The 26,788-nt window shown below is 48.6% G+C and carries 25 protein-coding genes; 8 read left to right on the plus strand and 17 right to left on the minus strand.

Annotation, left to right across the window (positions count from 1 at the left end):
* The first annotated feature begins 40 nt into the window (after nt 1-40).
* The gene (gene putP, locus AB7038_RS07065) at nt 41-1,528 is read left to right on the plus strand and encodes a sodium/proline symporter PutP (protein ID WP_368888824.1); all 1,488 of its coding nucleotides are present in this window, start codon (nt 41-43) and stop codon (nt 1,526-1,528) included.
* 48 nt (nt 1,529-1,576) lie between these two features.
* Here the strand turns inward: putP and cycA are convergent, their stop codons facing one another.
* A complete protein-coding gene (gene cycA / locus AB7038_RS07070; protein WP_368898405.1) occupies nt 1,577-2,974 on the minus strand; it encodes a D-serine/D-alanine/glycine transporter in 1,398 nt (465 codons plus the stop codon).
* 349 nt (nt 2,975-3,323) lie between these two features.
* On the opposite strand from cycA, the gene AB7038_RS07075 reads away from it, so the two are divergent.
* Nucleotides 3,324-3,950 carry a hypothetical protein gene (locus tag AB7038_RS07075; protein WP_369453012.1) on the plus strand — a complete coding sequence of 209 codons (627 nt, stop codon included), beginning with the start codon at nt 3,324-3,326 and terminating at the stop codon, nt 3,948-3,950.
* Nucleotides 3,951-4,024: 74 nt separating this feature from the next.
* Here AB7038_RS07075 and AB7038_RS07080 read toward each other — a convergent pair whose 3' ends face one another.
* The 4 genes from AB7038_RS07080 to AB7038_RS07095 all read right to left on the minus strand — a co-directional run bounded on the left by AB7038_RS07080 (nt 4,025) and on the right by AB7038_RS07095 (nt 7,421).
* Nucleotides 4,025-4,318, minus strand: a complete 294-nt coding sequence (locus tag AB7038_RS07080) for a DUF1883 domain-containing protein (RefSeq protein ID WP_368888531.1) — start codon at nt 4,316-4,318, stop codon at nt 4,025-4,027.
* Between the two features lie 87 nt (nt 4,319-4,405).
* Nucleotides 4,406-4,861 (minus strand): hypothetical protein, encoded by a 456-nt coding sequence (locus AB7038_RS07085; protein WP_139294267.1) that lies wholly within the window; start codon nt 4,859-4,861, stop codon nt 4,406-4,408.
* Nucleotides 4,862-5,214: 353 nt separating this feature from the next.
* Nucleotides 5,215-6,192, minus strand: a complete 978-nt coding sequence (locus tag AB7038_RS07090) for a hypothetical protein (RefSeq protein ID WP_368888529.1) — start codon at nt 6,190-6,192, stop codon at nt 5,215-5,217.
* 41 nt (nt 6,193-6,233) lie between these two features.
* Nucleotides 6,234-7,421, minus strand: coding sequence for a glycosyltransferase (locus AB7038_RS07095; protein ID WP_369453013.1), 1,188 nt, complete (start codon nt 7,419-7,421; stop codon nt 6,234-6,236).
* Between the two features lie 187 nt (nt 7,422-7,608).
* Between AB7038_RS07095 and AB7038_RS07100 the strand changes: the two genes are divergently transcribed.
* Nucleotides 7,609-8,022, plus strand: coding sequence for a putative signal transducing protein (locus AB7038_RS07100; protein WP_368888527.1), 414 nt, complete (start codon nt 7,609-7,611; stop codon nt 8,020-8,022).
* Nucleotides 8,023-8,060: 38 nt separating this feature from the next.
* Here AB7038_RS07100 and AB7038_RS07105 read toward each other — a convergent pair whose 3' ends face one another.
* Nucleotides 8,061-9,395, minus strand: coding sequence for an NCS2 family permease (locus AB7038_RS07105; protein WP_195430991.1), 1,335 nt, complete (start codon nt 9,393-9,395; stop codon nt 8,061-8,063).
* Between the two features lie 221 nt (nt 9,396-9,616).
* Here AB7038_RS07105 and adeD point away from each other — a divergent pair, with 221 nt between their 5' ends.
* Nucleotides 9,617-11,383: an adenine deaminase gene (gene adeD / locus AB7038_RS07110; RefSeq protein WP_368888526.1), complete on the plus strand. Its 1,767-nt coding sequence runs from the start codon at nt 9,617-9,619 to the stop codon at nt 11,381-11,383.
* Between the two features lie 56 nt (nt 11,384-11,439).
* Here adeD and AB7038_RS07115 read toward each other — a convergent pair whose 3' ends face one another.
* The 7 genes from AB7038_RS07115 to AB7038_RS07145 all read right to left on the minus strand — a co-directional run bounded on the left by AB7038_RS07115 (nt 11,440) and on the right by AB7038_RS07145 (nt 16,801).
* Nucleotides 11,440-12,162: an amino acid ABC transporter ATP-binding protein gene (locus tag AB7038_RS07115; protein WP_004240079.1), complete on the minus strand. Its 723-nt coding sequence runs from the start codon at nt 12,160-12,162 to the stop codon at nt 11,440-11,442.
* Nucleotides 12,149-12,913, minus strand: coding sequence for an amino acid ABC transporter permease (locus AB7038_RS07120; RefSeq protein WP_368888525.1), 765 nt, complete (start codon nt 12,911-12,913; stop codon nt 12,149-12,151). Before AB7038_RS07120 ends, AB7038_RS07115 begins: the two co-directional genes overlap by 14 nt.
* A 68-nt stretch (nt 12,914-12,981) precedes the next feature.
* Complete coding sequence (locus AB7038_RS07125) at nt 12,982-13,749, minus strand: basic amino acid ABC transporter substrate-binding protein (protein WP_046892383.1); 768 nt, start codon at nt 13,747-13,749, stop codon at nt 12,982-12,984.
* A gap of 206 nt (nt 13,750-13,955) precedes the next feature.
* On the minus strand, nt 13,956-14,540 hold the full coding sequence (locus AB7038_RS07130) for a hypothetical protein (RefSeq protein ID WP_369453014.1): 585 nt from the start codon (nt 14,538-14,540) through the stop codon (nt 13,956-13,958).
* On the minus strand, nt 14,540-15,466 hold the full coding sequence (locus AB7038_RS07135) for a phosphatidate cytidylyltransferase (RefSeq protein ID WP_369453015.1): 927 nt from the start codon (nt 15,464-15,466) through the stop codon (nt 14,540-14,542). The genes AB7038_RS07130 and AB7038_RS07135 overlap by 1 nt, the downstream gene beginning before the upstream one ends.
* Nucleotides 15,456-16,133 (minus strand): lysophospholipid acyltransferase family protein, encoded by a 678-nt coding sequence (locus AB7038_RS07140; protein ID WP_368888522.1) that lies wholly within the window; start codon nt 16,131-16,133, stop codon nt 15,456-15,458. The genes AB7038_RS07135 and AB7038_RS07140 overlap by 11 nt, the downstream gene beginning before the upstream one ends.
* Nucleotides 16,130-16,801, minus strand: coding sequence for a CDP-alcohol phosphatidyltransferase family protein (locus tag AB7038_RS07145; RefSeq protein WP_369453016.1), 672 nt, complete (start codon nt 16,799-16,801; stop codon nt 16,130-16,132). The genes AB7038_RS07140 and AB7038_RS07145 overlap by 4 nt, the downstream gene beginning before the upstream one ends.
* Nucleotides 16,802-17,009: 208 nt before the next feature.
* Here AB7038_RS07145 and metC point away from each other — a divergent pair, with 208 nt between their 5' ends.
* From metC to AB7038_RS07165, 4 genes are all read left to right on the plus strand, one after another.
* A complete protein-coding gene (gene metC, locus AB7038_RS07150) occupies nt 17,010-18,191 on the plus strand; it encodes a cystathionine beta-lyase (RefSeq protein WP_369453017.1) in 1,182 nt (393 codons plus the stop codon).
* A gap of 511 nt (nt 18,192-18,702) precedes the next feature.
* Nucleotides 18,703-19,362: an SAM-dependent methyltransferase gene (locus tag AB7038_RS07155; protein ID WP_369453018.1), complete on the plus strand. Its 660-nt coding sequence runs from the start codon at nt 18,703-18,705 to the stop codon at nt 19,360-19,362.
* Nucleotides 19,363-19,391: 29 nt separating this feature from the next.
* Nucleotides 19,392-20,432, plus strand: a complete 1,041-nt coding sequence (locus AB7038_RS07160) for a Rieske 2Fe-2S domain-containing protein (protein WP_369453019.1) — start codon at nt 19,392-19,394, stop codon at nt 20,430-20,432.
* Between the two features lie 16 nt (nt 20,433-20,448).
* Nucleotides 20,449-21,564 (plus strand): terpene synthase family protein, encoded by a 1,116-nt coding sequence (locus tag AB7038_RS07165; protein WP_368888517.1) that lies wholly within the window; start codon nt 20,449-20,451, stop codon nt 21,562-21,564.
* Nucleotides 21,565-21,648: 84 nt separating this feature from the next.
* On the opposite strand, the gene tyrP is transcribed toward AB7038_RS07165, so the two are convergent.
* From tyrP to nrdA, 4 genes are all read right to left on the minus strand, one after another.
* Nucleotides 21,649-22,794 carry a tyrosine transporter TyrP gene (gene tyrP / locus AB7038_RS07170; RefSeq protein WP_440590460.1) on the minus strand — a complete coding sequence of 382 codons (1,146 nt, stop codon included), beginning with the start codon at nt 22,792-22,794 and terminating at the stop codon, nt 21,649-21,651.
* Nucleotides 22,795-23,003: 209 nt separating this feature from the next.
* Nucleotides 23,004-23,270: a class I ribonucleotide reductase maintenance protein YfaE gene (gene yfaE / locus AB7038_RS07175; RefSeq protein ID WP_004236769.1), complete on the minus strand. Its 267-nt coding sequence runs from the start codon at nt 23,268-23,270 to the stop codon at nt 23,004-23,006.
* Nucleotides 23,270-24,400: a class Ia ribonucleoside-diphosphate reductase subunit beta gene (gene nrdB, locus AB7038_RS07180; protein ID WP_004236768.1), complete on the minus strand. Its 1,131-nt coding sequence runs from the start codon at nt 24,398-24,400 to the stop codon at nt 23,270-23,272. Before nrdB ends, yfaE begins: the two co-directional genes overlap by 1 nt.
* 12 nt (nt 24,401-24,412) lie before the next feature.
* A complete protein-coding gene (gene nrdA / locus AB7038_RS07185) occupies nt 24,413-26,707 on the minus strand; it encodes a class 1a ribonucleoside-diphosphate reductase subunit alpha (protein ID WP_024473820.1) in 2,295 nt (764 codons plus the stop codon).
* Between the last annotated feature and the right edge of the window lie 81 nt (nt 26,708-26,788).

The raw sequence follows: 26,788 nt of genomic DNA on the forward strand, positions 1-26,788 counted from the left end.
TGACGGACTATAAATTCAGTACAGGAACTTAATTATGACAATGACGCTGACCACACCGCTGATTGTGACATTTATTGTCTACATCACCGGGATGCTGTTCATCGGCTATATGGCCTACCGCTCCACTAATAACTTCGACGACTATATTCTCGGCGGCCGCCGGATGGGCAGTTTTGTGACTGCATTATCCGCCGGTGCATCTGACATGAGCGGCTGGCTGCTGATGGGATTACCGGGTGTGGTTTTCTTCTCCGGTATTTCCGAATCCTGGATTGCCATCGGTCTGTGTATCGGCGCCTGGCTTAACTGGCGGATTGTTGCCGGTCGTCTGCGTCTTCAGACGGAAGTCAACAATGCGCTGACGCTGCCGGATTATTTCACGCAGCGTTTTGAGGATAAAAGCCGTATCCTGCGGATTGTCTCTGCAGCCGTGATCCTGATTTTCTTCACCATTTACTGTGCTTCCGGCATCGTGGCCGGTGGTCTGCTGTTTGAAAGCACCTTCGGTATCAGTTATGAAAAAGCTATGTGGCTCGGGGCAGGGGCTACTATCGCGTATACCTTCCTCGGCGGGTTTCTGGCGGTAAGCTGGACCGATACCGTGCAGGCGACACTGATGATTTTCGCCCTGATCCTGACACCGGTTATGGTGATTGTGTCTGTCGGCGGGTTTGATACTGCGCTGGCAATTATCGAAGCAAAAAGCCCGGCGTATGTGGATATGTTCCGCGGGCTGGATATTGTCGCTATTATCTCTCTGCTGGGCTGGGGACTGGGCTATTTCGGGCAGCCGCATATCCTGGCGCGCTTTATGGCGGCGGATTCTCATCACACCATCCGCAGCGCACGCCGTATCAGTATGACCTGGATGATCCTCTGCCTTGCGGGAACCATCTGTGTCGGTTTCTTCGGTATTGCCTTCTTCCAGCAAAACCCGGAACTGGCAGGGGCGGTCACTGAAAACCGTGAGCGTATTTTCATGAGCCTGACAGCCATCTTATTTAATCCGTGGATTGCCGGTATTCTGCTGTCTGCGATTCTGGCGGCGGTCATGAGTACCCTGAGCTGTCAGTTGCTGGTCAGTGCCAGTGCGCTGACGGAAGATATCTACAAGCCGTTTTTCCGCAAAAATGCCTCACAAAAAGAGATGGTGCTGGTCGGGCGCATCATGGTGCTGGTGATTGCGGCGATTGCGATTTACATCGCAATGGATAAAAACAACAAAGTGCTGGGACTGGTCAGTAACGCATGGGCCGGGTTCGGTGCGGCATTCGGGCCGGTTATCCTGTTCTCTGTTATCTGGAAGCGGATGACCCGTAACGGCGCTCTGGCCGGGATGTTTACCGGTGCGGTAACGGTTCTTATCTGGATAGAATATAAGTGGTTTAATTTATATGAAATTATTCCGGGCTTTATTCTGGCTGGTATTGCGATTGTGGTGGTTAGTCTGGCAGGCCGTGAGCCGGACAAATCAGTTCAGGGACGTTTCGCTGAGGCGGAAGACCGTTACCTCGGACGGACTGAGTAACAGAGTATAAAAACAAAAATCCCGGCGCTGCCGGGATTTTTTTGTCCGTTACTTTTGTGCCTGTGCAAGGCGGTGTTTTCTGACATTCCGGTAACCGACTGCCAGCAGGATAAACCATAACGGTGTGGCAATCAGTGCCTGACGGGTATCCGTTTCCAGCGTCAGCAAAACAATCACAAAAACAAAGAAGGCGAGACAAACCCACGGAATCCAACTGCCGAACGGCACTTTATAAACGGATGCGGCATGCAGTTCAGGACGACGGCGGCGGAACATAATGTAGCTGTACAGGATCATGCTCCAGATAAACATAAACAGGATCGCCGATACCGTGGTGACCAGGGTAAACACATGCATCACATCAGGGATAAAATAGAGCAGAATCACCCCGACGGATAAACAGATGCAGGTAAAAATCAGCCCGGTGGCCGGTACTGCCTGTCTTGACAGACGGCAGAATTGTTTTGGTGCGCTGCCTTGTTTGGCTAATCCGAACAGCATCCGGCTGGTGGAAAACACGCCGCTGTTTGCAGAGGACGCTGCGGCTGTCAGAACCACAAAGTTCACCAGACTCGCCGCCGCCGGAACCCCGATCATAACAAACAGTTCCACGAACGGGCTTTTATCTGCCGGAATGGAGCGCCACGGTGTAACGGACATAATAATAATCAGCGCCAGCACATAAAACGCAATAATCCGGAACGGAATGGCATTAATGGCCCGCGGCAGGGATTTCACCGGGTCACGGGTTTCTGCTGCTGCGGTACCCACCAGCTCGATACCGACAAAGGCAAAGATCGCTATCTGGAATCCGGCAAAGAACCCTATTATCCCTTTCGGGAACATACCTCCGTCGGACCAGATATTGGATAACGCCGCTTCATGCCCTTCCGGTGAAACAAAATGTGTACCGATAAGAATGCCGCCGATGATAATCAGTGCCACAATCGCGACAATTTTTATCATGGAAAACCAGAATTCCATTTCGCCGAATAATTTAACCGTTGCCAGGTTCAGGGACAGTAACAGCAGAATACAGAGCAATGAGCTGACCCAGCGCGGAAAATCCGGTGCCCAGTGCATGATATAGCCGGTAATGGCCACCACATCGGCAATGCCGGTTATTACCCAGCAGAACCAGTACGTCCAGCCGACAAAAAAACCGGCCCACGGGCCAATCAGGTCACCGGCAAAATCACTGAACGATTTATAATTCAGGTTTGACAGCAGGATCTCACCCATTGCCCGCATGACAAAGAATAAGACAAACCCGATGATCATATAGACAAATAATACCGAAGGGCCTGCCAGTGAAATCGTTTTACCGGAGCCCATAAATAATCCGGTGCCGATTGCCCCGCTGATGGAAATCAGCTGAATATGCCGGTTGGTTAAACTACGTTTGAGTTCGCCGCGGGGCGGCGTGGCAGGCGTTTTTTCGTCCATAAACAAATCCGTTAAGCTAAAAAATAACCATTATTTTTATTCATTCAAAAATGGTGCTGTAAGCGAATAGTGTGACACATTTCTCAGAATGAGTAACGAGAAATTTTCCGTTAAATTCATGGGGTTGGTGTTAAATATAGCCTTGAAGCTATTGTTTCACATTAGTTTTTTTGTGGGTGAAAATAATGTCACGCCGGTTTATGAAACATCAGAAAAGGGCATTTTTTGCAGTAACATTAATAAGAAAACCCAAACCGGCGGTAACGGGTCAGAATAGTATATTTTGGGGATTTTCCGGTTATACTGACGATATATCACAGGGGCGTTTTTTTATTGCGGAATGGTATTTATGGACAAAAAAACACAGGGAACGACGATGAATTACCAGGTTGTTCCTTTTTGGATCTATTCAGGAAGAGTTGCTTTTTTTATATTGCTCGCGGTGCTTACCGGTTTTTCGGGCATGAATGCGTTTCTGCTTTATTTGTTATTTCACGGAATTGTCTGGCAGCTGGTGGTTTCTCTCCGGTTACATGCATTGAAAGAGAAGGGGTTGGTTTCCCGCAGCCATGATATCAGTCACTGGATAGTGTATGTTTACAGCATACCGGTGAAAGAAGAGCGGGCGATTTTAAAAAATCCGTGCTTTGCACTTGAACAAAATATGAAGGATTTTTTCTTCCGGTTGCTGTTACTGAAAGGTATTACCCAGCTGGGTTTTATTGTGCTGTTACTGGTTCAGTATATCCGGACAAATGCGGATGCCTTCAGCCTGACCACCCTGTTTGCGGGATTATCCGCTATTATTATTGCAGTTATGCTTTACCGGACCGGGCTGCTTATCCGTGCATTATCAGCCAATGCGTTTTATACGGAAAAACTGCAGTCAGAAAGTGGCTCTCTCTGGTATCAGCTCTGTTTCATCTCACACGGCTCCGTGAAAACGGCAGGGCTGGATAAATTACTGGCAATATAAAACGATCCCCGCAGTGTATATTATCTGCGGGGAATTCTCCGGACAGGTATTATTCCGGTGACGGAACCGGCGGGCTATTTTTTGGCAATCGCTTTATCAGCGTGCGGCTCGACGGTAATGGAATGCTCAACCGTCAGTGCTCCTTCCTCGATATCCAGGGTAATATTCCAGTCCGCATCAAACGGTACCACCATTCTGGCCGGAAGTTCATGGAAGAAACCACTGCCGCCATGTGTCCGGAACGGCATGCCTTTGCGGTACTGATTAAAATTCATTTTGGTCATCATTAAAACATTACACGGACGACCGCAATCCACTACCACCGTATCACCTGCTGTCAGGTGCATTCTTTTGTGTAAAAACGGCATGATAACACTCCTGTTTTTATTTCCCGGGGCAGAATGGTCACTATTTATTGCGTATTATTACGCAGATATAATCTGCACCGGACCATATTAAGGATAATAGGCATTGACCAGCATACGCGGCTGTAAAGCAATAACCTTTTTCTGTTCTTCCGATAATGTGTGTGTTTCCAGCCAGCGGGCTTTGTGTCTCTCAAAGTCAGGGGATTCACCCAGATACAGCGCCAGAAGATAATTAAAATCCCGGACATTACTTTGTTCAAATACAGAAATAACATCCCGGTAGCACATATTATGAGGCAATTTAATGCGCTCGGTTAACATGCACTCCATCAGTTTCAGCGACGGAACACCGGTATTCTGATAAACTATTTTCAGTTGCGTGATCGCTTTCTCATAGCGGTTGTCCACGATCAGTAAATCGCTGTAGAGCTCGCGCAGCGCAATATCATCAGGGTACTGGCGGATCAGGGTATCAAACTGATCCAGCGCTTTTTCCTTCCCCTCATCCGTTTTGCTGCCGGAGTATTTAATGACATACGACATAGCCTGATCTTTCGGGGCAAGTTCTGTGTTTGTATAAGCATAGGATGTAAACGGAAAACTCAGCATCCAGGCCAAAAATATCCAATTCTTCATGGAAATACGGTTCCCTGTATATTTACCGTGTGGTGACTGTAACACAAGAGTCACAGTGATAATTTAGGATGTTTACGAAAAACAGGGAGAGTATTGTGTAATGCGGTTAAACCGTTGCTAAATAAAATTTCGGATTCTGACATTCAGGGGTAGAGATTATTCTTAAAAATATGGATGAATTTTTAACTAAATGTTTTACTTAAGGTTGTGCAGACGCGCTAAGTTTGATTTTCTGGTTTGAAACTTAGCGCATTATGATATCAATAATTCATATTTAATATCGTATTGAATATTAATCTGTCAGGGGAAAGGAATTCTGAATAATATTTTTTGTTTCTCTGCATTAAATCTAACCGTAACGAACTGTTACCCATCAATTTTTCTATTGACAGAACTAACTCTTTTTTATTTTCAAAAGGAAGGTAATGGGAATAATTTCCTGTTGGTATATACCTTAACGGGTCAGAAATAATCGCACGGGAAGATGCAATATATTCACCGAAACGCCAGCCGGTTGAGTCGTGAAGGCCGGTGGTTGCAATACAAATCTCATATTCTTTCAGTGATTTGATAAATTTTCGACGGGATGTAAGTTCCGATGGTAAAATATAATCAGGAGCAACTTTTCTGGTGTATTCATTATCACTCAGACCAAACATGGCTGCAGATGAGAATCTTTCTTTTATAGTATCCAAAACCATCAAACGGAAATCATTTAATTTATGATACTCATCAGTAATGATGGTATCCCCATTATGATTTTTTCTTACTGTATCTGGATCCCATAAACGGGTTAAAAATAATAATTTAGGATTATCAGTAACAATTGGATCAACTTCCAGATCAGTATGTTTAATGATGTCTTTCCCTAAAATTCGCCGGCAGGCTACCGATATAGCTTCCCATCGATTGAATACCGGCTTGATGTCATAATTAAATCCCAAAGGCTGACATTTAGGAAAATTCTCGGATAGCTGACGAGAAAAACTACGTTTATAGTATATGTCACACCAGTTATAGTCAGATAATGAAAAAAATCCTCTGTCAATATGATCACCATCATTGGCATCATAGATGAATTTTTTTCCGTTAATTTCTGCTCTGAGTATATGCTGAGTTGTAATGTCGGGGCATGAATTATTAATTGAATTAATTTTTATTATTTTTTGTTTTTGGAGTAATAAAAACCCATAAATATATTGATTTATATGGTTTGATTTGTTGTAAAATAAACTCACATTATACATTTCTGTTCTCTTCTTACAGAATATACTGCTTATTAATGACATTTCATTTTTTTTAAGACAGATTCAAATTCACAGATGAAAGCACTATAGTCTGTAGTCTGCAATGACCATTTTTTTGCATTCCCGCTGTAGGAGTCATAATCAGAAATGATACCGGCAATAGCAGGAAGTATATCTGAAGGTGAAATTAATGCTGTCTCTGACAGACAATCATTTACCGGGTCATAAACATCATAGGGGAAATCAACAGGCAAACCGGTCAGTTCCTGATATTTTTCAACAGATAATGACGGTTTTATCCCGATACCGCAGTATTTATCTTTAACAGCTTCCGGTTGTCCGTCTATTAACGGGAAAATTACAGGTATACCTTGTGATAAAGCTTCAATACAGGATAAGCCGAATGGTTCTGTCACTGGTGTGCTCAGGTAGATATCTATACTGTTATAGAAATTTTCCATATTATGCTGATAACCGGTAAATTTGACTTTATCAGAAATATTTAATTTAGCAGCTAATTCTTCCAGCTGACATTTTTGCTCTCCGTCACCAGCGATAATCAGTTCTGCATCTTTCCCCGATTCTATTAATTCTTTCAGACAAAGAATAGAAACACCGATGCCTTTCAGGCCAACGAGACGGGAGGCGGTTCCCAGAATAACCTTTTTTATCGGAGGAGTATGAGAACTGACAGCAGTTTTCATAGGTAACCGATTAATAACAGTACTGATCTTAAAATCAGGATTGAATCGTAATTGCATAATCCGTTTTGATGCCACAGAAACTGAAATAGCACCATCCAGCATATTCAAAAAGGTAAATGTTTTTTTATTGTCCGGATAACGCCATGAACATCCGTGGTCATAATACAGAAAAACACCATTTTCAGGTTTTTTATTTAGCTTCGGGACAAAATCCCAGACTAACGTTATATCCGAATTTCTTCGGTTAATTTTTCTGCTTAATATATGTTTTCTCAAAAATGCAGGATACTTAACGGATGTATTGCCAATACGGTTTGCATAAATGATTTTATAGGATTTCAATTCTGAAATAATATTTTCATTTATCTGATTACTGCTGCAAAGCACTTCGTTAGTAAAGGAACTATTTTTTAAATACTCAATAAAAAGGCGCTCTGCACCGCCGAATCCTTGTAAATTAATCAGATGTAAAATTTTCATATTGGCAGAAGTAGTATCCGTTTTATTTAAAATCAATACCTTATATCTAAGGCAATGCCGTTTACCTATTCTATCACAAGTTTCCTTGTTGTATAATCAGGTTCAGCATTAATGATATCTTTGTTAAATCAATTTATTACAGTATGTATTACCAATTTTGAGATCCATAACCACAACATCATCCGGAATGCAGGGATAAAAACAGCTAACCGAAGGAGGTATTATGTGGAACATACACCCGACACGCAGCCGCTATGCATTACTGGCTCAGTATCTGTCGCCGCTGGATGCCAGGATTGAAGCCGGATTGCTGGAATCCGAAGGGATTGAGGTGATGTTGCTGGATGAAAATATTGTCTGGAATAACCAGATGTATGCTCAGGCTGTCGGCGGTGTGAAGCTGCTGGTTAATCAGGATAAGTTAATCAGAGCACAGGAGATTCTGGCGGATTATCATCACGGAGATTTCGGGATTAATGAGGAAGGGGAACCGGCGGCAGTTGATCCGGAGCCGGTGATTGAAAACAGTAAAGAAGATTATGTCAATATAGGGTTTGTATTTCTTATTTTCCTGACGCTCGGCCTGGCTATTCCGTTTAAAGCGCTGCATCATCGTCTGAAAGAGAAAACAAAATAATGTCCGGATGACGGGAAACCCGCCATCCGGAAAAGACATCAGTGATCGACAAACACAAACTTCAGCACAAACAGCAGGGCAACCAGAATCACACACGGATTCAGTTCTTTCCAGCGCCCGGTACCCAGCTTCATCACAGAGTAAGAGATAAAACCAAGCGCAATACCGTCCGTGATGGAGAAACTGAACGGCATCATAATCGCGGTGATAAAGGCAGGTACCGCATCAGTCAGGTCATTCCAGTTTACCCGCGCCAGACTGGACGTCATCAGCACCCCGACATAAATCAGCGCACCGGCGACTGCATAGGCAGGCACCATCCCGGCCAGCGGGGAGAGGAAAATCACCAGCAGGAACAGCAGCCCGACCACCACGGCGGTAAGTCCTGTCCGGCCGCCGACAGAGACCCCTGAGGTACTTTCAATATACGCGGTGACAGATGATGTGCCGATAAACCCGCCGATTACGGAACTGACACTGTCCACATACAACGCTTTCTGCATATTCGGGAATTTACCGTCTTTATCTGCCAGTCCGGCTTTATCGGTTACCCCGATAAGGGTACCCGATGAGTCAAACAGGTTAACCAGCATAAACGAGAAAATAATCCCCGACAGCCCGATGTTAAAGGCCCCGGCCACATCCACTTTGCCCAGCACACTGGTAACATCCGGCGGCATGGAGAAAATACCGTTGTAGGTGACATCCCCCAGCCACCAGCCAATCAGCGTGGTGACCACAATGGAGATCAGCACCGCCGCGTGAATACGGCGGGAGGCCAGAATCGTGATAATAAAAAAGCCCAGTGCGCCGAGCCAGACGGAATGGGAGGTCAGATCCCCCATGGAGACCAGCGTGGCCGGGTTCGCCACGACCAGACCGATATTTTTCAGCCCCATCATAGCGATAAACAGCCCGATACCACTGGTGATCCCCACCCGCAGACTCAGCGGGATATTGGCTATCATCCAGTAGCGGATGCGGAAGACAGTCAGCAGCAGCATGCCGAGTGCACCCCAGAAGATAGCCCCCATCCCGATTTGCCAGGAGTAACCCATGGCGCTGACCACACCGAAAGCAAAAAAGGCGTTCAGTCCCATTGCCGGTGCCAGTGCAACCGGCAGATTTGCCAGACAACCCATCAGAATACAGCCGAATGCCGCAATCAGACAGGTGGTGACGAAGACAGCCTGTGTATCCATCCCGGCAGCGCCGAGGATTTGCGGGTTAACAAAAATGATATACACCATGGTAAGAAAGGTGGTTATACCGGCGATAACTTCGGTTCGTGCAGTGGTACCGTGTGCCTGTAAACGGAATAAACGTCCCAGTACACCTGTTTCCCGGATGGTTTCCGGTGTTTGACTATCCATTTTATGCTCCTGTCTCCCGGGGAAAAGATAACTGGTCTGATAAATGCATAATCAATGCCAGCATCGTAATGACATTCCGTGAGAAACCGTAATCATCCGGTTGTGTCGCAATAATTTGTAACAATTGCGGCGGGGATCACCTTTATTCCGGTACACCTCACAGCACAGAGAGAACACCGCGAATTCGCATTATCAATGTGAGAGAAAAACAGGGGACAGTGATGAACAGTGAGAAAAATAAGCGCACCTGCACGCGCAGCCGTGAAGAAATGACAACACTCCTCGCCGTGGCCCGCAGTGAGGCACCGGCGGATTATCGTATTGATAATGTCCGGATTCTGGATCTGATTAACGGCGGGGAATTTCCGGGCCCTGTAGTGATAAGCGGAAATGCCATTGCCGGTGTCGGTACGGTGTATAAGGATGCACCGGCGCATCAGGTTATCGACGGTAAAAACGCGGTGGTCGTCCCCGGGTTTATTGATGCGCATCTGCATATTGAATCCAGCATGATGACCCCGGTCACTTTTGAGAGTGCCACACTACCGCTGGGAGTCACGTCCATTGTGTGTGACCCGCATGAAATTGTGAACGTCATGGGCGAAGAGGGAATTGAGTGGTTTCTGCGCTGCGCGGAACAGGCACAGCAGAATCAGTTTGTTCAGGTGAGTTCCTGTGTACCGGCATTACCGGGCAGTGATGTGAACGGCGCGGATTTCCCGCTGGCAGAGATGCTGAAATACAAGGATCATCCGCATGTGCTGGGACTGGCGGAGATGATGAATTTCCCGGCGGTGATTGCCGGTGAGGCAGAAACGCTGGATAAACTGGATGCATTCCGCGATATGACGCTGGATGGTCACTGCCCGATGGTCACCGGGAAAGATCTCAACGGCTATATTGCCGGGGGGATTGAAAACTGTCACGAATCGCACCGTTATGAGGAAGGGCTGGAAAAACTGGCGCTGGGAATGGCACTGATGATCCGCGAAGGGTCGGCGGCACGGAATCTGGATGCGCTGGCACCGCTTATCACGGCGATGAGCAGCCCGCAGTGTCTGTTATGCACCGATGACCGCAATCCGTGGGAAATCATTCATGAGGGGCATATGAATGCGCTGGTGTATCGTCTGATCAATCAGCATCAGATCCCGGTACATATTGCTTACCGTGTTGCCAGCTGGTCTGCCGCCCGGCATTTCGGGCTGAAAAACCTCGGGCTGGTAGCGCCGGGCAAACAGGCGGATCTGGTTCTGCTGCGGGATGAGAAGATAGTCGATATTCAGGCGGTTATGTGCGGCGGGCGCTGGGTGGATAAAGCGGCGCTGCTGCGTGAGCGGGAAGCTAAACAGGCAGAATCGCGTCCGCCGGTGCAGAATACTGTCCGCCGTCAGGCTGTGACAGCGCAATCTCTTGCTTTTGTGCCGGTTGCCGGTCATGAATACCGTGCTATCAGTGTGATCCCGAATGAGCTGATTACCTGCGAGCAGCGGGTCAGCTGGGACGGACGCCGCTATGACTGCGATAATATCTGCTCGCTTGCGGTGATTGAGCGCTATGGCCGCCAGACACCACCGGCAACGGCATTGCTGCACAATTTCGGCCTGACGCGAGGGGCTCTGGCCTCAACGGTCAGCCACGACAGCCATAACATTGTTGTCGCCGGTATTGATCCGATGGATATGGCGCTGGCGGTGAATCAGCTGATTGCCGGTGGCGGCGGGATGTGTGTGGTTGCGGACGGGCGGGTGCTGAGCCATGCGACACTGCCGATTGCCGGGCTGATGAGTGATAAAACGGCGGATGAAATCGCCGCTGAAATTGAGTCACTGAAAGCGGCCTGCCGCGATTGCGGGGTGATGCTGGATGAGCCGTTTATTCAGATGGCATTCCTGTCATTGCCGGTGATCCCGACACTGAAACTCACCAGTCTCGGGCTATATGATGTGAATAAATTTGTTTTTACACACAGTGAGTTAACGGCATAAACAGAAAAGGACAGAGGCTGAATGTCTCTGTCCTTCTTCTTTGTTCATTACAGCAACTACAGCACGCGGCTGAGAAACGCGGCGGTACGCGGGTTCTGCGGATGATTAAAAATCTGCTCCGGTGTGCCGGACTCCTGAATGATCCCCTGGTCGATAAAAAAGACGCGGTCTGCCACTTCGCGGGCAAAATTCATCTCATGGGTCACAATCACCATCGTCATGCCCTCATGAGCCAGGGCTTTCATTACATTGAGCACTTCGCCGACCAGCTCCGGGTCGAGTGCGGAAGTCGGTTCATCAAATAACAGCACCGTAGGATCCATCGCCAGGGCACGGGCAATGGCCACGCGCTGCTGCTGACCGCCGGATAAACTCTCCGGCCAGGCATCAATTTTATCCGGCAGACCGACCTTTTCCAGCAACCGCTCCGCTTTAAGCAGGGCATCGGCTTTTTTCAGCCCGGACACCATCAGCGGCGCCATTGTAATGTTATCCAGCACCGTCATATGCGGAAACAGATTGAAGCGCTGGAATACCATACCGGTATGCTCGCGCATTTTGTTCAGATCTGTTTTCGGATCACACACATCGGTACCGTTTACCACAATCTCACCGGAATCCGGGCGTTCCAGGGCATTCAGGCAGCGCAGAAAGGTACTTTTCCCTGAGCCGGACGGCCCTATCACACAGACAACCTCCTGCGGACGGATATCACAGCTGATGCCGCGCAGCACATGGGTATTGCCGAATTTTTTCTGTAAATTATTAACGTGAATCACTTCTGCTCAACCTTCTTTCGGTGTATTGAACCAGCTGCGCCAGCAGGAATGTCAGCATCCAGTAAATAACGGAGATGACCAGGTACGGCTCCCAGTAAGTCGCATATGCGCCGGACACGGTCCGTGCGGCATAAGCCAGGTCGGCAAGGCCGATAGCGGAGGCCAGGGAGGAGTCTTTGACAATCGCGATCGCATTGTTACCCAGCGGCGGCAGAATACGGCGGAAAGCCTGCGGCAGGATCACTTTGCGCATGGTTTTCCCCCAGCTCATGCCCAGCGCGCGGGAGGCTTCTGTCTGACCGCGATCAACGGACTGAATCCCGGCGCGGAAAATCTCGGAAACATACGCCCCGGCATTGAGTGTGATAGCAACAATACAGGAGAGAAATGCGCCATAGTCCGAACGCAGCATTCTGGCCGTGTCGGAAGAGATAATACCGCCGGTGACCATCAGACCGTCACGCGGGTTGATAAACAGCGGCACCAGGGCGAAATGCACCACCATGATCTGCACAAACAGCGGTGTACCGCGGAATGCGCTGACATAAAACCGTACCGGATACTGCACAAAGAACAGCAGCAGCCATTTTGCCGGGCCGCGTTCGGCACGGGCTGTCCGGCCGAGGCCGAGTGTCAGTCCCCAGAGAGTCCCTAAGATGACGCAGATAATGGTACATTTTATTGTCATCAGTGCCCCGTCCATAAATAACGGAGCGTATTCTTCTATAATTTCCCAGCGGAAAGCTGACATAACATCCATCCTGAAAAAACAGATCAAATCCGCCGCAGGAGCGGATTTTTAATCAGATAAATAATGAATTACTGCGCGGGCAGGGAAGGTACGTCGTTATCGAACCATTTCTGATAGATTTTGGCGTAAGTACCGTCAGCAATAATTTTGGCCAGGCCCCGGTTAATTTTTTCCTGTAATTCCGTATTACCTTTGGCGACTGCAATGCCGAAATACTGTTTTTCAAAATGATTGTCGTAAATCAGTTTAAATTTCTTATCCGGATGGGTTTTAATATAAAACTTCACCACACCGACATCGCCGACCGCCGCATCCACACCGTCTTCATATAATTCCTGTAACAGCAGCGGAGTATTGTCGAACCGTTTGATAGCTGTACTGTTTTTTCCGAGTACATCAGAAACCACAATATCTCCGGTGCTGGAGTTCACCACGCCGACATTATATTTACTCAGTTCAGATAATGCGCTGATCGGTGAATTTTCATTCACCACAATCGCCTGTTCTGCCGGGAAATACGGGGCGGAGAAATCCACCATCTGTTTGCGTTTATCGGTGATGGTAATACCGGAAATTAAAATATCGCGATCCCCGGCGGACAGTGTGGCGAAAATACCTTCCCACGGCGTATTAATTAGTTTGACGTCAAAATCTTCAGCGGCAGCAACCGCTTTGATAATATCGATATCAAACCCTTCGAGTTGTTTCTCACTGTTTTCAAATTCAAACGGACGATAGGTGCCGCCCGCACCGACCACATAGGTTTCTTTGGCCTGGCTTACCCCGGTGAATGCTAATAATGATAAACAGCCTGCAAAGACTAATTTCTTAAACATGATAACCTCATTTTTATGCGTGATTTTCAATTAAAAATACATAAATATTCATTTAATGGCAATAACTATTTAAAAATAAGCAAGGCGGCAGCAGATGATCAGCCTGCGGAACAAAGCAGGCAGAGTCATATACGGGAAAGTGAGTAAAACAGAGCGGATGTGGCGGAACGTGCGGAGGAATGCGGTTCAGAATACACCGGCAGGCATCACAGGTGTGGTGTGGCGCGGGTGAACCGCATCATTCCCCAGTAGCTGTTATGTGTTTTTTCTGTTATCCGCCAGCCGGATTGTTCGAGTGCGGGGCGCAGGGCGTGATTGATAATCCGGTGTGCCATCACCAGTACTGCACCGTGTTCCTGTGCATAGCCGGAGAGGATTTGCGCAGCGCATTGTGCCCGTCCGCGTACCTGTGCCACAGAGGGAACAGATTTTCCGCCACCTGCCAGCCACAGCAGACGGAACGCCGTTACCCACCACATCGGCGGCAGTTTTACCGGCATCAGCAGTGCAGGGGAAAACAGGGGAAGTACCGCCTCATGCAGCTCGTCAACAATGGCGCGGGGCGTGAGCCCGAGAACGTCCAGTGATGCCGTGGTACGGAACAGCGGGCTGGCTACCGGGAAATAACGGGATAATTCTTCTGCGGACAGGGATAACGGCGGAGCTGCCGGCGGGATAATTCCGCCCGCATCATACTCCGCCAGCCAGGCACGAAGGTCGCGCAGCGCCAGCGGTGTTTTTTTATCCGGCACCGGTTCGCCGTGGCGGATCAGCAGAATTTCCTGAGTCATCAGGTATAAAAATATTTCAGCACATGGAAGAAGATCGGGGCAGCGAAGCAGAGGGAATCCAGTCTGTCCATCATGCCGCCGTGGCCCTCAATCATGGCACCGAAATCTTTGATCCCGCTGTCCCGCTTGATGGCGGACATACATAATCCACCGGCGAAACCGGCCAGGCAAATCATCAGTGAGAGCAGAAACGCCGCCCACGGGCTGAACGGTGTGGCCCACCACAGCGCCATCCCGACACAGCTTGCGCTGAGGATCCCGCCGATAAAGCCTTCGATGGTTTTGTTCGGGCTGAGTTTCGGCACAATCGGGTGTTTTCCGAACAGTTTACCGAATACATATTGCAGCACGTCAGAAATCTGAACCACGATCATCAGAAACAGCAGCAGGTTGATGTTATCGGTGAAATCCGGAATCGGCAGTACCAGCAGTGCAGGGGCGTAACTGAGGCAGTAAACCGCAATCATCACACTCCACTGGATTTTTGCCATGCGCTCCAGGAAGTGGCGGGTGTCGCCGGAGAGCACCATGCGGGTCGGGATAAACAGGAAAGCATATACCGGGATAAAGACCGCCAGCAGATTATACCACTGGATACCGACCAGGACATACTGCACCGGCAGGATGATAAAGAAACACCAGAACAGGGCACCGTGATCGGCGCGGTGTGTCGGTGTCAGAGTGATAAGCTCACGCAGTGCCAGCAGGGACATAAAGGCAAACAGCACCACAGAGCCGATGGGCCCGATGCTGATAGCCACGGCGGCGATAATACACATCAGCCACCAGGCGCGGATACGGGCATTCAGGTTACTGATAACAGAGGTATTTCCTTTAATCTGTTTCAGGATCAGGCCGATAACTGTTGCCACCGCCAGGAACCCGAACAGCCCGCTGAAGATCCAGAATAATTCATTATCTTTCATGATGTATTGCCTCTAACGCCAGGCGGGTCCGCACTAAAAAGTCCGCTTTGCTCTCTTCTTCCCCGGCCGGTTCAGCCGGGGCACCGAATGTGGCGGTGCAGATAATCGGTACAACCAGCCGTGAGCCTTTCGGCAGTACGCGGTTAAGGTTTTCCAGATAGACCGGTACCAGCACCGCATCCGGATTATTGCGGGATAAATGCCAGAGCCCGGCTTTGAAATCCTGAATTTTTTCACCGTCACCGCGTGTGCCTTCCGGGAACAGAATCAGGGAATCCCCGGTATTGAGGACATTCTGCATCACATCCAGCGGATTCTCCGCCGGCGCAGTCTCCTGTTGTTCATCTTCCGTTGCCGGTTCGATTTTTTTACCGCGTGCAATCAGCACCGCACCAAAAATACGTTTGGCAATATAGCGGCGGAACCGGGTTTTATCCCAGTAATCCTGCGCCGCTACCGGGTGAACGCGTTTTCGCGCCGCACCGGTCAGGCAGGACCAGATCACCAGTCCGTCAAGGTGACTGGAGTGGTTGGCATAATAAATACAGGGTTTACCTTCCGGCAGCGGAGCGTTCTGCTTTGCGCGGATCCCGGTCAGAAACCGGCATACCGACACCAGCAGCGCCGAGACAATTTTTTGATCCGGCGAAAACGTTTTACGGGTCATCCTTTATATTCCTTACGTAAATCAGCTATCAGTATGCGGGTACGGCGCACGGTGGTCCAGAGTGCGCCGAGGGTAATCACCCACAGTATGATAAGAAACAGCCACTGAGCCTGATACAGCGGGAGAAAACAGGCGGCAACGGCACCGGCGGTCAGCAGCGCCATCCTGTGCTGTTTGGCCATCGGGCCGGAAAATTTCTGCGGCTGTTCACAACTGCCGCCGAGCACCCGGACATAGGCGGTTATCACTGCCATCAGCGCAGCGGCCCAGCCGAGCTGCGGGGCATAAGTGATAAAACCGGCCAGCCCGTAACCGGCACCGATGAGGATCAGGCTGTCCGAAACGCGGTCCGGCAAATCGTTAAATACGGCGCCAACAGGGCTGCGCAGGCCGCCTTCAACCGCCACCATACCATCGAGCAGATTACAGATGAGCCGTCCCTGTACCATCAGTGCGGCCAGCAGAAACAGGATGATACGAAGTGCCGTTATTTCGCAGTTCAGGGCACCGTAAAAGGCAGCAGCGGCAAAGAATGCACAGACTGAACCGGCGACAGAAATACCGTTAGGGGTTGCACCGCGCTGTTGCAGCAGACGGGCGGCTGAGGTCGCCCAGCGGGTCTGCCGGGCTTTGATCGGACGGCGATCCCTGATTTCTTCTGATTCCATATCCTTTCCGTCATATGAAAATTAATCTGTTGATAATATAAGGTTTCGTAACTTATTAATAATAGTAGTGCAGCAAAATTGCCAGATATTTCTTTACGCCACGAACCATGAGGATAACGGCATATCTTAGCTGAAAAGCGACTAAGGAAAGCCGCGCCCCTTATGGCAGGATAGCAGGATAACCAGTCAGACTATTATTGAGGTGATTATGTCAGAACATGCACGCCGTCCTTTGCGGACAGAAACCCGGCTGACGCAGAGCGGCCGTAACCCCGCATCACAGCACGGATTTGTGAATACCCCGGTATATCGCGGCTCGACGGTTGTGTTTCCGTCGTATGATGCCCTGATCAACCGCCGGGCGGAATTTCATTACGGCACTGACGGCACACCGACGATCGCGGCACTGGAAAATGCCTGGAGTGAACTGACCGGCGCGGCGGGGACGGTGTTATCCCCGTCCGGGCTGGGGGCGGTGACACTGGCGCTGCTGACCACCCTGAAAAGCGGCGATCATCTGCTGATGACAGATTCCGTTTATCACCCGACCCGGCAGTTATGCGGCGGTCTGCTGGCAAAAATGGGCATTACCACCACCTATTATGATCCGCTGATCGGCGCGGGGATTGAATCGCTTATCCGCCCGGAAACAGCCGTGATTTTTCTTGAATCCCCGGGCTCCCAGACATTTGAGGTGCAGGATGTTCCGGCGATCACCGCTGTGGCGAAACGCCATCATGTGACAACCGTTATTGATAATACCTGGGCGACACCGCTCTTCTTCCGCGCCCATGAACACGGCTGTGATATCTCTCTGGAAGCCGGTACCAAATACCCCGGCGGTCATTCGGATGTGCTGATGGGGCTGGTTTCCGCCAATGCACAGTGGTGGCCGGAACTGCGAAAAACCTATGATCAGATGGCGATGCTGCCCGGGGCTGAGGACTGTTTCCTTGTGCTGCGCGGTCTGCGCACATTGCATATCCGTCTGAAAGAAGCGCAGCACCGGGCACTGAAAGTCGCGGAGTGGTTGCAGTCACGTCCGGAAGTCAGCAAAGTGTTGCATCCGGCTTTCCCGGAATGTCCGGGCCATGAGGTCTGGAAACGGGATTTCACCGGGTCTTCCGGCCTGTTCTCTGTGGTACTGGATAAAAAATACACCCCGGGTGATCTGGCCGGCATGCTCGACGGACTGGATATTTTTGCGATGGGGTATTCCTGGGGCGGGTTTGAAAGCCTGATTATCCCGTTTGACTGCAGTCGTTACCGAACCGTCACTCATTGGCAGCCGGGCGGACTGACGCTGCGTCTGCAAATCGGTCTGGAGGACACAGAAGATTTAATTGCGGATTTAACCGCCGGATTTGAACGGCTGAATGCCGTGCACTGAGACACGGATAATGGTACAGATAGATTATAAATCCATCTGTACCATTAAAAAATAATAAACAATTTTCCTGCGTGAATTTTATTTATTACATTAAATATAGTATAACCATCCTCAGGCATTATTCTCGCTAATAATTTATTTTTACGATAGTGTTTTTTAATTCCCGTCAAATATGATCGTTATATTTCTTTTTATAGTTATTATATTTTTCGTGGTGATTGACTACTTCAGACAAACATAATGGTTGATTAGATATGAGTAAATTACCGCATAAGATTATTAATGATGAATTTGCAGATGGATATGAAAGTAAAGTTATTGAAACATATCATGAATGCCCTGAGAGATGGAAAAAGCAATAGGCAATACCTTACTGTTTCAATTTGGTATTTATGATGTTTTATCCCCGTCACATTTAATAAACACCAGAGCATCATTAGATGAATCAGGTATCCGTTATTTTGAAAGGCAATTATTTCTTGCTAATGTCACAGGGTATAACTGACCTGCCATGAAAAGAATACTTGATGTTGGTTGTGGTTGGGGATATATACTAAAAATGATGGCGGATAATTTCCCTGAATGTGATTGTCTTGATGGCATTAATGTCAGTGCCAGCCAACTGCAATATTGTTCAGAATATCATAAAGAACAAAGCTTACAGGACAGGATTAACCTTTATCTATGTAATGCCGGAAATATTAATCTTTTGCCGGATTATGATGAACCTTATGATCTTGTCATCATCCGTGGCGTTATTTCTCATTTTCCGAATGATGTTTATGAAAATACGATGAAAAAAATCTATGCCAGATTGAGAGTCGGCGGGAAAGTGATTATTTCAGATAATTTATATAATACAGAACCGGAACACTATATATCAGATACACCTGATGAGGTTGACCGGCTGGCTTGCCGGCATCGTAAGTCACCGGCATATTTTAAAAAGGTTCTGGAAGATAGTGGTTTCTTTATCACAGACTTCAGAGTGTTACCCTCAAATATTGATGTTGTCAGATGGTTGATGGAATCAAAAAAAAATATTGAATGTCATTTTCCTGAAGGTACTGATGGTGCACTGGAGGAATTAAGAGTTCTTGCGGAAAACTGGTCTGTCGCGTTATTAAAAAACAAGGTGTCAACATACAGCATCATTTTAGAGAAAAAATAATATTACTCTCTTTAATAAGATACAACACAATGGTAATTGTTATGTGTGAAAATAACCATGAACAACGAGTCCGAAAATCTATACCCGTTAAATATCTTTCAGAGAACGAAAATAATCAGTTTAATAGTGTTAATGGTATCAATATGGCGCCATTACCTTATCCTAATGGCTGGTTTGCTGCTTATTTCAGCCATAAATTAAAAAAAGGAAAAATTATCCGTGTGCCGTATTGCGGGCAGGATATTGTTTTATACCGGACAATGTCAGGTGTTGCCTGTGCAATCGATCCTTATTGTCCGCATCTCGGAGCGCATCTGGGATATGGTGCTTCCGTGGTTGGTGAGGAGATAGTGTGTCCGTTTCATGGGTTGTCTTTTGGCTCTGATGGTTATTGTTCCCGTGCACCGGAAGGCGCCGCAGTACCAAAAATAGCGCTGACAAAACGTTATTTGCATGAGATTGATGGCGTTCTTTTTGTCTGGAGCAATGATAAGAATACTCCGCCGGACTGGATGCCGCCTGCACTGAATACCGCCGGTTTTTCACAAAACCGCTATGAGACTTACCAATTACGGGGACTTTGTCAGGATATGACTGAAAATAGTGCAGATCCTGCTCATTTTTCCTATTTACACGGACTGAAAGAAGTGTCGACAAGTTGTGAGCAGGATGGCTACAAAATAACATACCGTATGAAAGCGAAGGTATTCGGGCAGCCCGTACATATGGTGATGAAATGCTATGGTCTGGGATATGCGGTCGGTGAAGCATCATTTTCCCGTCTGGGATTAACTGCACGGACACAGGCGTTAGGAACTCAGACAGAACCTCTGTCATGGACATTCCGTATGATAGACTCGATCAGAATCAACCGTATCGCAGGTCTGCCGCGATATATGCAGAAAATAGTCTATGCACCGTTGATTTTTTTTATTCATCGCTGGTTTGTTGAGACGGTGAAAGAAGATTTTATTGTCTGGCAAAACAGAAAATACCTCCATAAACCAGGGCTTATTCCGGGGGGGAATAATATGGCAGTTTACCGTCGTTGGGTTAAGCAGTTTTATTAAAAAGGAAATTAATATTATGAAATTGATTCTCCCTTCATTACCGCAGCCATTCTCTTATGCTATTCATCCGGCGTATTCCCCGGGGAATAAAACACCGTATAATGATCTTGATGAATATGATAATAATCATTTTGAACAAGTCACGAGAAATTATGCAGATCATTTTGAGCTTTATGATACGGATGAACAAAGAAAAAGATTAGCTAATATTCACTGTAGCTGGTTAGGATCACTGATGTATCCATCCGGTACGGAAGAATTATTACAGGTGGGTATTGATTTCTGTATGTGGGCATTTGCTTATGATGATGAATATTGTGATGAGGGGGAAGTATCATGCCAACCTGAAAAACTGATCCGGTATTCAGCGGAAATATGGCGGCAATTTGAATCCCCGGAACATAAGTTATCTGATGATCGTTATGCATTGGCTGCCCGTGATTTACGTATCCGGCTTGATAAATATGCTAAACCGGAACAAACTGCACGATTTGTCGAATCAATGCGTATTTATATGATGGCGGAAATGTGGAAATCTGTTAATGCGACACCCGTATTAAATGATTATATCGGCATGCGGGTAACCGGTGGCGGTGCCTGGTCTTTTCCGACACTGGGACATATTATTGCAGATGTAAATATTGCGGCAAATGAATATGAACACCGGAAGGTGAGGGCATTGTTTGAAATGCTATCACATCTGATGGCCTGGGAAACAGAGCCTCATGCTTATCTGAAAGAAATGACCCGGGGTGCAAATTATAAAGAACATAATTTAATCAGAGTATTGATGCGCGAGCGTCAATATAGTTTTGATGAGGCAATCGAAGAATATCTGGATATGCGAAAATGCGTTCTGGGTCTTTTTCTCCGGTTGAAAGCTGAAGTGGAAAAAGAGGCCTCTCAGGGAGTGAATGAATATATTGAGTCAGTGATCCGTTACTATGTCGGTGCGGTTATCTGGTCACAAAATACACGACGTTATAAATCAATGAGTGGTTGTTCAGATGAAGGTTCATTTTCAGGCGGAACACTGAGTGCACAGCTATCAGAATCTGAATTTACAGAAACCCGTCCGCTGGATATCAGTGCGGTGGCGTGGTGGTGGGAATATGATCCTCTGCGCAGATAGTGAGATGATACCGGATCATCAACGTAGCTGACGGGAAAACCGCCCGGCGAATAAGGGCGGTTGAGGCTACAAACCACGCAGATATTAAATATTCGGCAGATAACCGGCGCTTTTGATGAACTCGATGGAGATCACCAGCAGGCCGAACAGGAAGATAAAGATCAGAACCCCGTTCCCGCCTGCAACACGGTAAGCGCCGGCTTTCGGGTTCTGCCGTACTTTCCACGCTAATAATGACGGCAGAAGCAGCGCCAGGAAGGAGAGCGCCATTGCGGCGTACGCCAGTGCGCCGGTGAAGCTTTTGAAGTACAGCGCACAGACCAGCGGCAGGGCGAACGTCAGAATCCCGGTCTGAGTACGGCCGAAGGCGGAGTTTTTGCGTCTGAACAGGTCGGCCAGGTAATCAAATAATCCCAGTGCCACCCCCAGGAATGAGGTAGCCAGTGCCAGATCCATAAACAGGCTGACCGCGATATCCACATATTTGTTGGCCACAGTCTCACTGAGTGCCGTCAGTAAGCCGTCAAGGCCGGATTTCTGCGCCAGAATACCAAAGAAAGTATCGGACGGGATCGCGCCGAGCGTGGCAATCTGCCACAGCAGATACGCCACCAGCGGAATGGCGCTGCCGGTGAGGAAAATAAAGCGCAGCTTTTTGCTGTCGCCGTTCATGTAATTCACCAGGCTCGGCACACTGCCGTGGAAACCAAAGGAAGTGAATACCAGCGGAATAGCGGAAAGCACCAGTCCGTTCTGAATCGGCATGCTGACAAGGTTGGTCATATTCACATGCGGCATCATGACGGCGAGCATAATGATCAGGAAGATAATTTTACCGGTGAACAGGATACGGTTGATAAAATCAACAGAGTGCGTTCCGACACATACCACCAGGCCGCCGACGAGGGTGAAGATAATGGTTGCCGTACCCGGTGTAACAGATATTTGCCACCAGTTTTGCAGGCTGGCAGAGATCATTTCTCCCGCACCGCCGATATAGGCAGTGGTCAGGGCATACATCAGCAATAACATACTGAAGCCGGTCAGGAGCTGGCCAGGTAATCCGAGGTATTCACGGGCAACACTGCCTAAACCGGTGTCCGGTGAACTGTACTGATACACTTCAACCATCAGTAAGGCGGTGTAGCTCATGATAGCCCAGAGGCCAATCAGAATAACCGCAATGACCGGAAACCCGATCCCCGCAGCCGCCAGGGGCATTGCCAGCATACCGGCACCGATCGTTGTTCCCGCAACAATCAGAACACTGCCGAGTGTACGATTTTTCACCAAAACCTCATGATATTTCAATCAATAATATGTGGGCAAAGCGTAATGAAAAACAGGAAAAGTGTCAAATTTAAATTACGTATATCGTAAAGATATCGTTACACTAATGGCGTAAAAAAACCGGATTGCAGATCCGGTCACAAAACAGCTTACAATTCGATGTCGATATCACTCAGCGGGTAGCAACTGCAGGGAAGAATTTCACCGTCATTGATAAACGCAACCGGCCGTTGCCGGTAACCGACTTTACCGCGTTTCAGGCGGACACGGCAGGCACCGCAATAGCCTTCACGGCACTGGTATTCCACCGGGACGGATTGTTCGAGTGTATTGAGCAGATTGTTGTGTTCTTCACTGACATAATGCAGCTGAATACCCTGCATGTTGCCATGCAGGGTGATTTTATAGCGGGGCATCAGAGTTCGAAGTTACTCAGTTCGTCAGTGTTGACTTCAGAGTCAATCTGGCCGACCAGATAGGAGCTGACTTCCACTTCCTGTGGTGCCACCTGGACGTTATCGGATACCAGCCAGGCGTTGATCCACGGAATCGGGTTTGAGCGGACTTTGAACGGCAGCGGCAGACCCACCGCCTGCATGCGGATATTGGTGATATATTCCACATACTGACACAGGATATCTTTATTCAGACCGATCATAGAGCCGTTGCAGAACAGGTAATCTGCCCACTCCTTTTCCTGCTCCGCCGCACGGACAAACAGGTCGTAGCAATCCTGCTCGCACTCTTTGGCGATTTCCGCCATTTCCGGGTCATCCTGGCCGCTGCGCAGCAGGTTAAGCATATGCTGGGTGCCGGTCAGGTGCAGTGCTTCATCACGGGCGATCAGTTTGATGATTTTCGCATTACCTTCCATCAGTTCGCGCTCGGCAAAGGCGAAAGAGCAGGCGAAACTGACATAGAAACGGATCGCTTCCAGTGCGTTGACGCTCATCAGGCACAGATACAGCTGACGTTTCAGGGCGCGCAGGGTAACGGTAAAGGTTTTACCGTTCGCGGTATGCGTCCCTTCACCGAACATATGATATTCATTGGTCATACGGATAAGATCATCATAATAGCCGGAAATATCTTCCGCACGTTTGATGATCTCTTCGTTTGCCACGATGTCATCGAATACCACCGACGGATCATTCACGATATTACGGATAATATGCGTGTAAGAACGGGAGTGAATGGTTTCCGAGAAAGACCAGGTTTCCACCCAGGTTTCCAGCTCCGGAATGGAGATCAGCGGCAGCAGCGCTACGTTCGGGCTGCGGCCCTGAATGGAATCCAGCAGGGTCTGGTATTTCAGGTTACTGATAAAAATGTGCTTTTCGTGATCCGGCAGGGCATTGTAGTCAATGCGGTCGCGGGATACGTCCACTTCTTCCGGACGCCAGAAGAAAGAGAGCTGTTTTTCAATCAGTGATTCAAAAATCGGGTACTTCTGCTGATCATAACGGGCAACGTTTACCGGCTGCCCGAAGAACATCGGTTCTTTCAGCTGATCATTATGTACCTGCGAAAATGTTGTATAAGACATTATTTATTCACCTTAAATTTTACACGCGCCGCCTTCACAACCATCATCGTCGGCGATGACCACTTCCTCAGGAAGGTCTTCCTGGGTATCTTCCGCGCCATCGCGGGTATTGTGGTAATAAAGTGTTTTCACACCGTATTTATAGGCCAGCAGCAAATCTTTCAGTAACTGGTTCATCGGTACTTTGCCGCTCGGGAACCGGGTCGGATCATAGTTGGTGTTGGACGAAATCGCCTGATCGACAAACTTCTGCATAATCCCCACCAGCTGGAGATAGCCCTCGTTACCCGGCATCTGCCATAACAGTTCATAGGCGGATTTCAGGCGCTCATACTCCGGCACGACCTGGCGCAGAATGCCGTCTTTCGAGGCTTTCACGCTGATATAGCCGCGCGGCGGCTCAATACCGTTGGTAGCATTGGAAATCTGCGAGGATGTCTCTGACGGCATCAGGGCAGACAAGGTGGAGTTGCGCAGACCGTGTTTTTTGATCTCTTCGCGCAGGCCTTCCCAGTCATAATGCAGCGGTTCGTTCGTCAGCTGATCCAGGGTTTTCTTATAAGTATCGATCGGCAGAATGCCCTGTGAATAGGTGGTTTCGTTAAACCACGGGCATGCACCATACTCTTTTGCCAGCTCATTGGAGGCTTTCAGCAGGTAATACTGAATAGCTTCAAAGGTGCGGTGAGTCAGGTTATTGGCGCTGCCGTCGGAATAGCGCACGCCGTGTTTCGCCAGGTAGTAAGCGAAGTTAATCACCCCGATACCCAGGGTACGGCGGCCCATTGAGCCTTTGCGTGCCGCTTCAATCGGATAATCCTGGTAATCGAGCAGGGCATCCAGGGCACGTACCGCAAGAATAGCCAGCTCTTCCAGCTCATCGAGGTTTTCAATAGCACCCAGGTTAAACGCGGACAGCGTACACAGCGCGATTTCCCCGTTCGGATCATTCATGTCGTTGAGCGGTTTGGTCGGCAGGGCGATTTCCAGACACAGGTTGGACTGGCGCACCGGCGCGATAAACGGATCAAACGGGCTGTGGGTGTTACAGTGATCGACGTTCTGAATATAGATACGGCCGGTAGAGGCACGTTCCTGCATCATCAGGGAGAACAGTTCCACCGCTTTCAGCGTCTGTTTGCGGATAGACGGATCTTTCTCATACTGCTCATAAAGACGCTCGAACGCATCCTGATCGGCGAAGAACGCGTCATATAACCCCGGTACATCGGACGGGCTGAACAGGGTGATGTCCTGGCCTTTGATCAGGCGTTCATACATCAGTTTGTTGATCTGGACGCCGTAATCAAGGTGGCGGACACGGTTGCCCTCAACACCCCGGTTGTTTTTCAGTACCAGCAGGCTTTCAACTTCCAGATGCCAGATAGGGTAGAACAGCGTTGCCGCGCCACCGCGCACGCCGCCCTGAGAGCAGGATTTCACCGCGGTCTGGAAATGTTTGTAGAACGGGATACAACCGGTGTGGAATGCCTCGCCGCCGCGGATAGGGCTGCCGAGCGCACGGATGCGGCCTGCGTTGATACCGATACCGGCACGCTGGGACACATATTTGACAATCGCCCCGGAAGTCGCGTTGATGGAATCCAGGCTGTCGCCGCACTCGATCAGCACACAGGAGCTGAACTGGCGGGTCGGGGTGCGGACACCGGACATAATCGGGGTCGGCAGGGAAATCTTGAAGGTTGACGTAGCGTCATAAAACCGGCGGATATAATCCAGACGGGTCTCTTTCGGATAATGTGAGAACAGACAGGCCGCAACCAGGATATACAGGAACTGTGCACTTTCATACACTTCGCCGGTAACGCGGTTCTGAACCAGATATTTCCCTTCCAGCTGTTTGACGGCGGCGTAAGAGAAATTCATATCACGCCAGTGATCGATGAACTCATTCATCTGGTCAAATTCAGCTTCGGTGTAATCGGTTAACAGATTTTCGTCATATTTACCGGCAGCCACCATTTTCTGTACATGGGCATATAACGCCGGCGGTTCAAACTGGCCGTAGGCTTTTTTGCGCAGGTTAAAAATAGCCAGGCGGGCAGACAGATACTGATAATCCGGCGTTTCAGCGGAAATCAGGTCTGCGGCGGCCTTAATCATGGTTTCATGAATATCTGCGGTACGGATCCCGTCATAGAACTGAATCTGGGAACGTAACTCGACCTGGGAGACAGAGACATTATTCAGACCTTCAGCGGCCCAGGTAATGACGCGGTGGATTTTGTCTAAATCGATACGTTCTTTGTGACCATCACGTTTGGTAACAAGCAGATTCTGGTTCATCAGTTGATATACCCTGTTTTGAAAATGACACCCTGTTGTGGTTAACGCGCTGATAACGTGTATCTGCCCGAAAAAAAACGA

This window comes from Morganella morganii (assembly GCF_041099235.1).
GTDB classification, from domain to species: Bacteria; Pseudomonadota; Gammaproteobacteria; order Enterobacterales; family Enterobacteriaceae; genus Morganella; species Morganella morganii_E.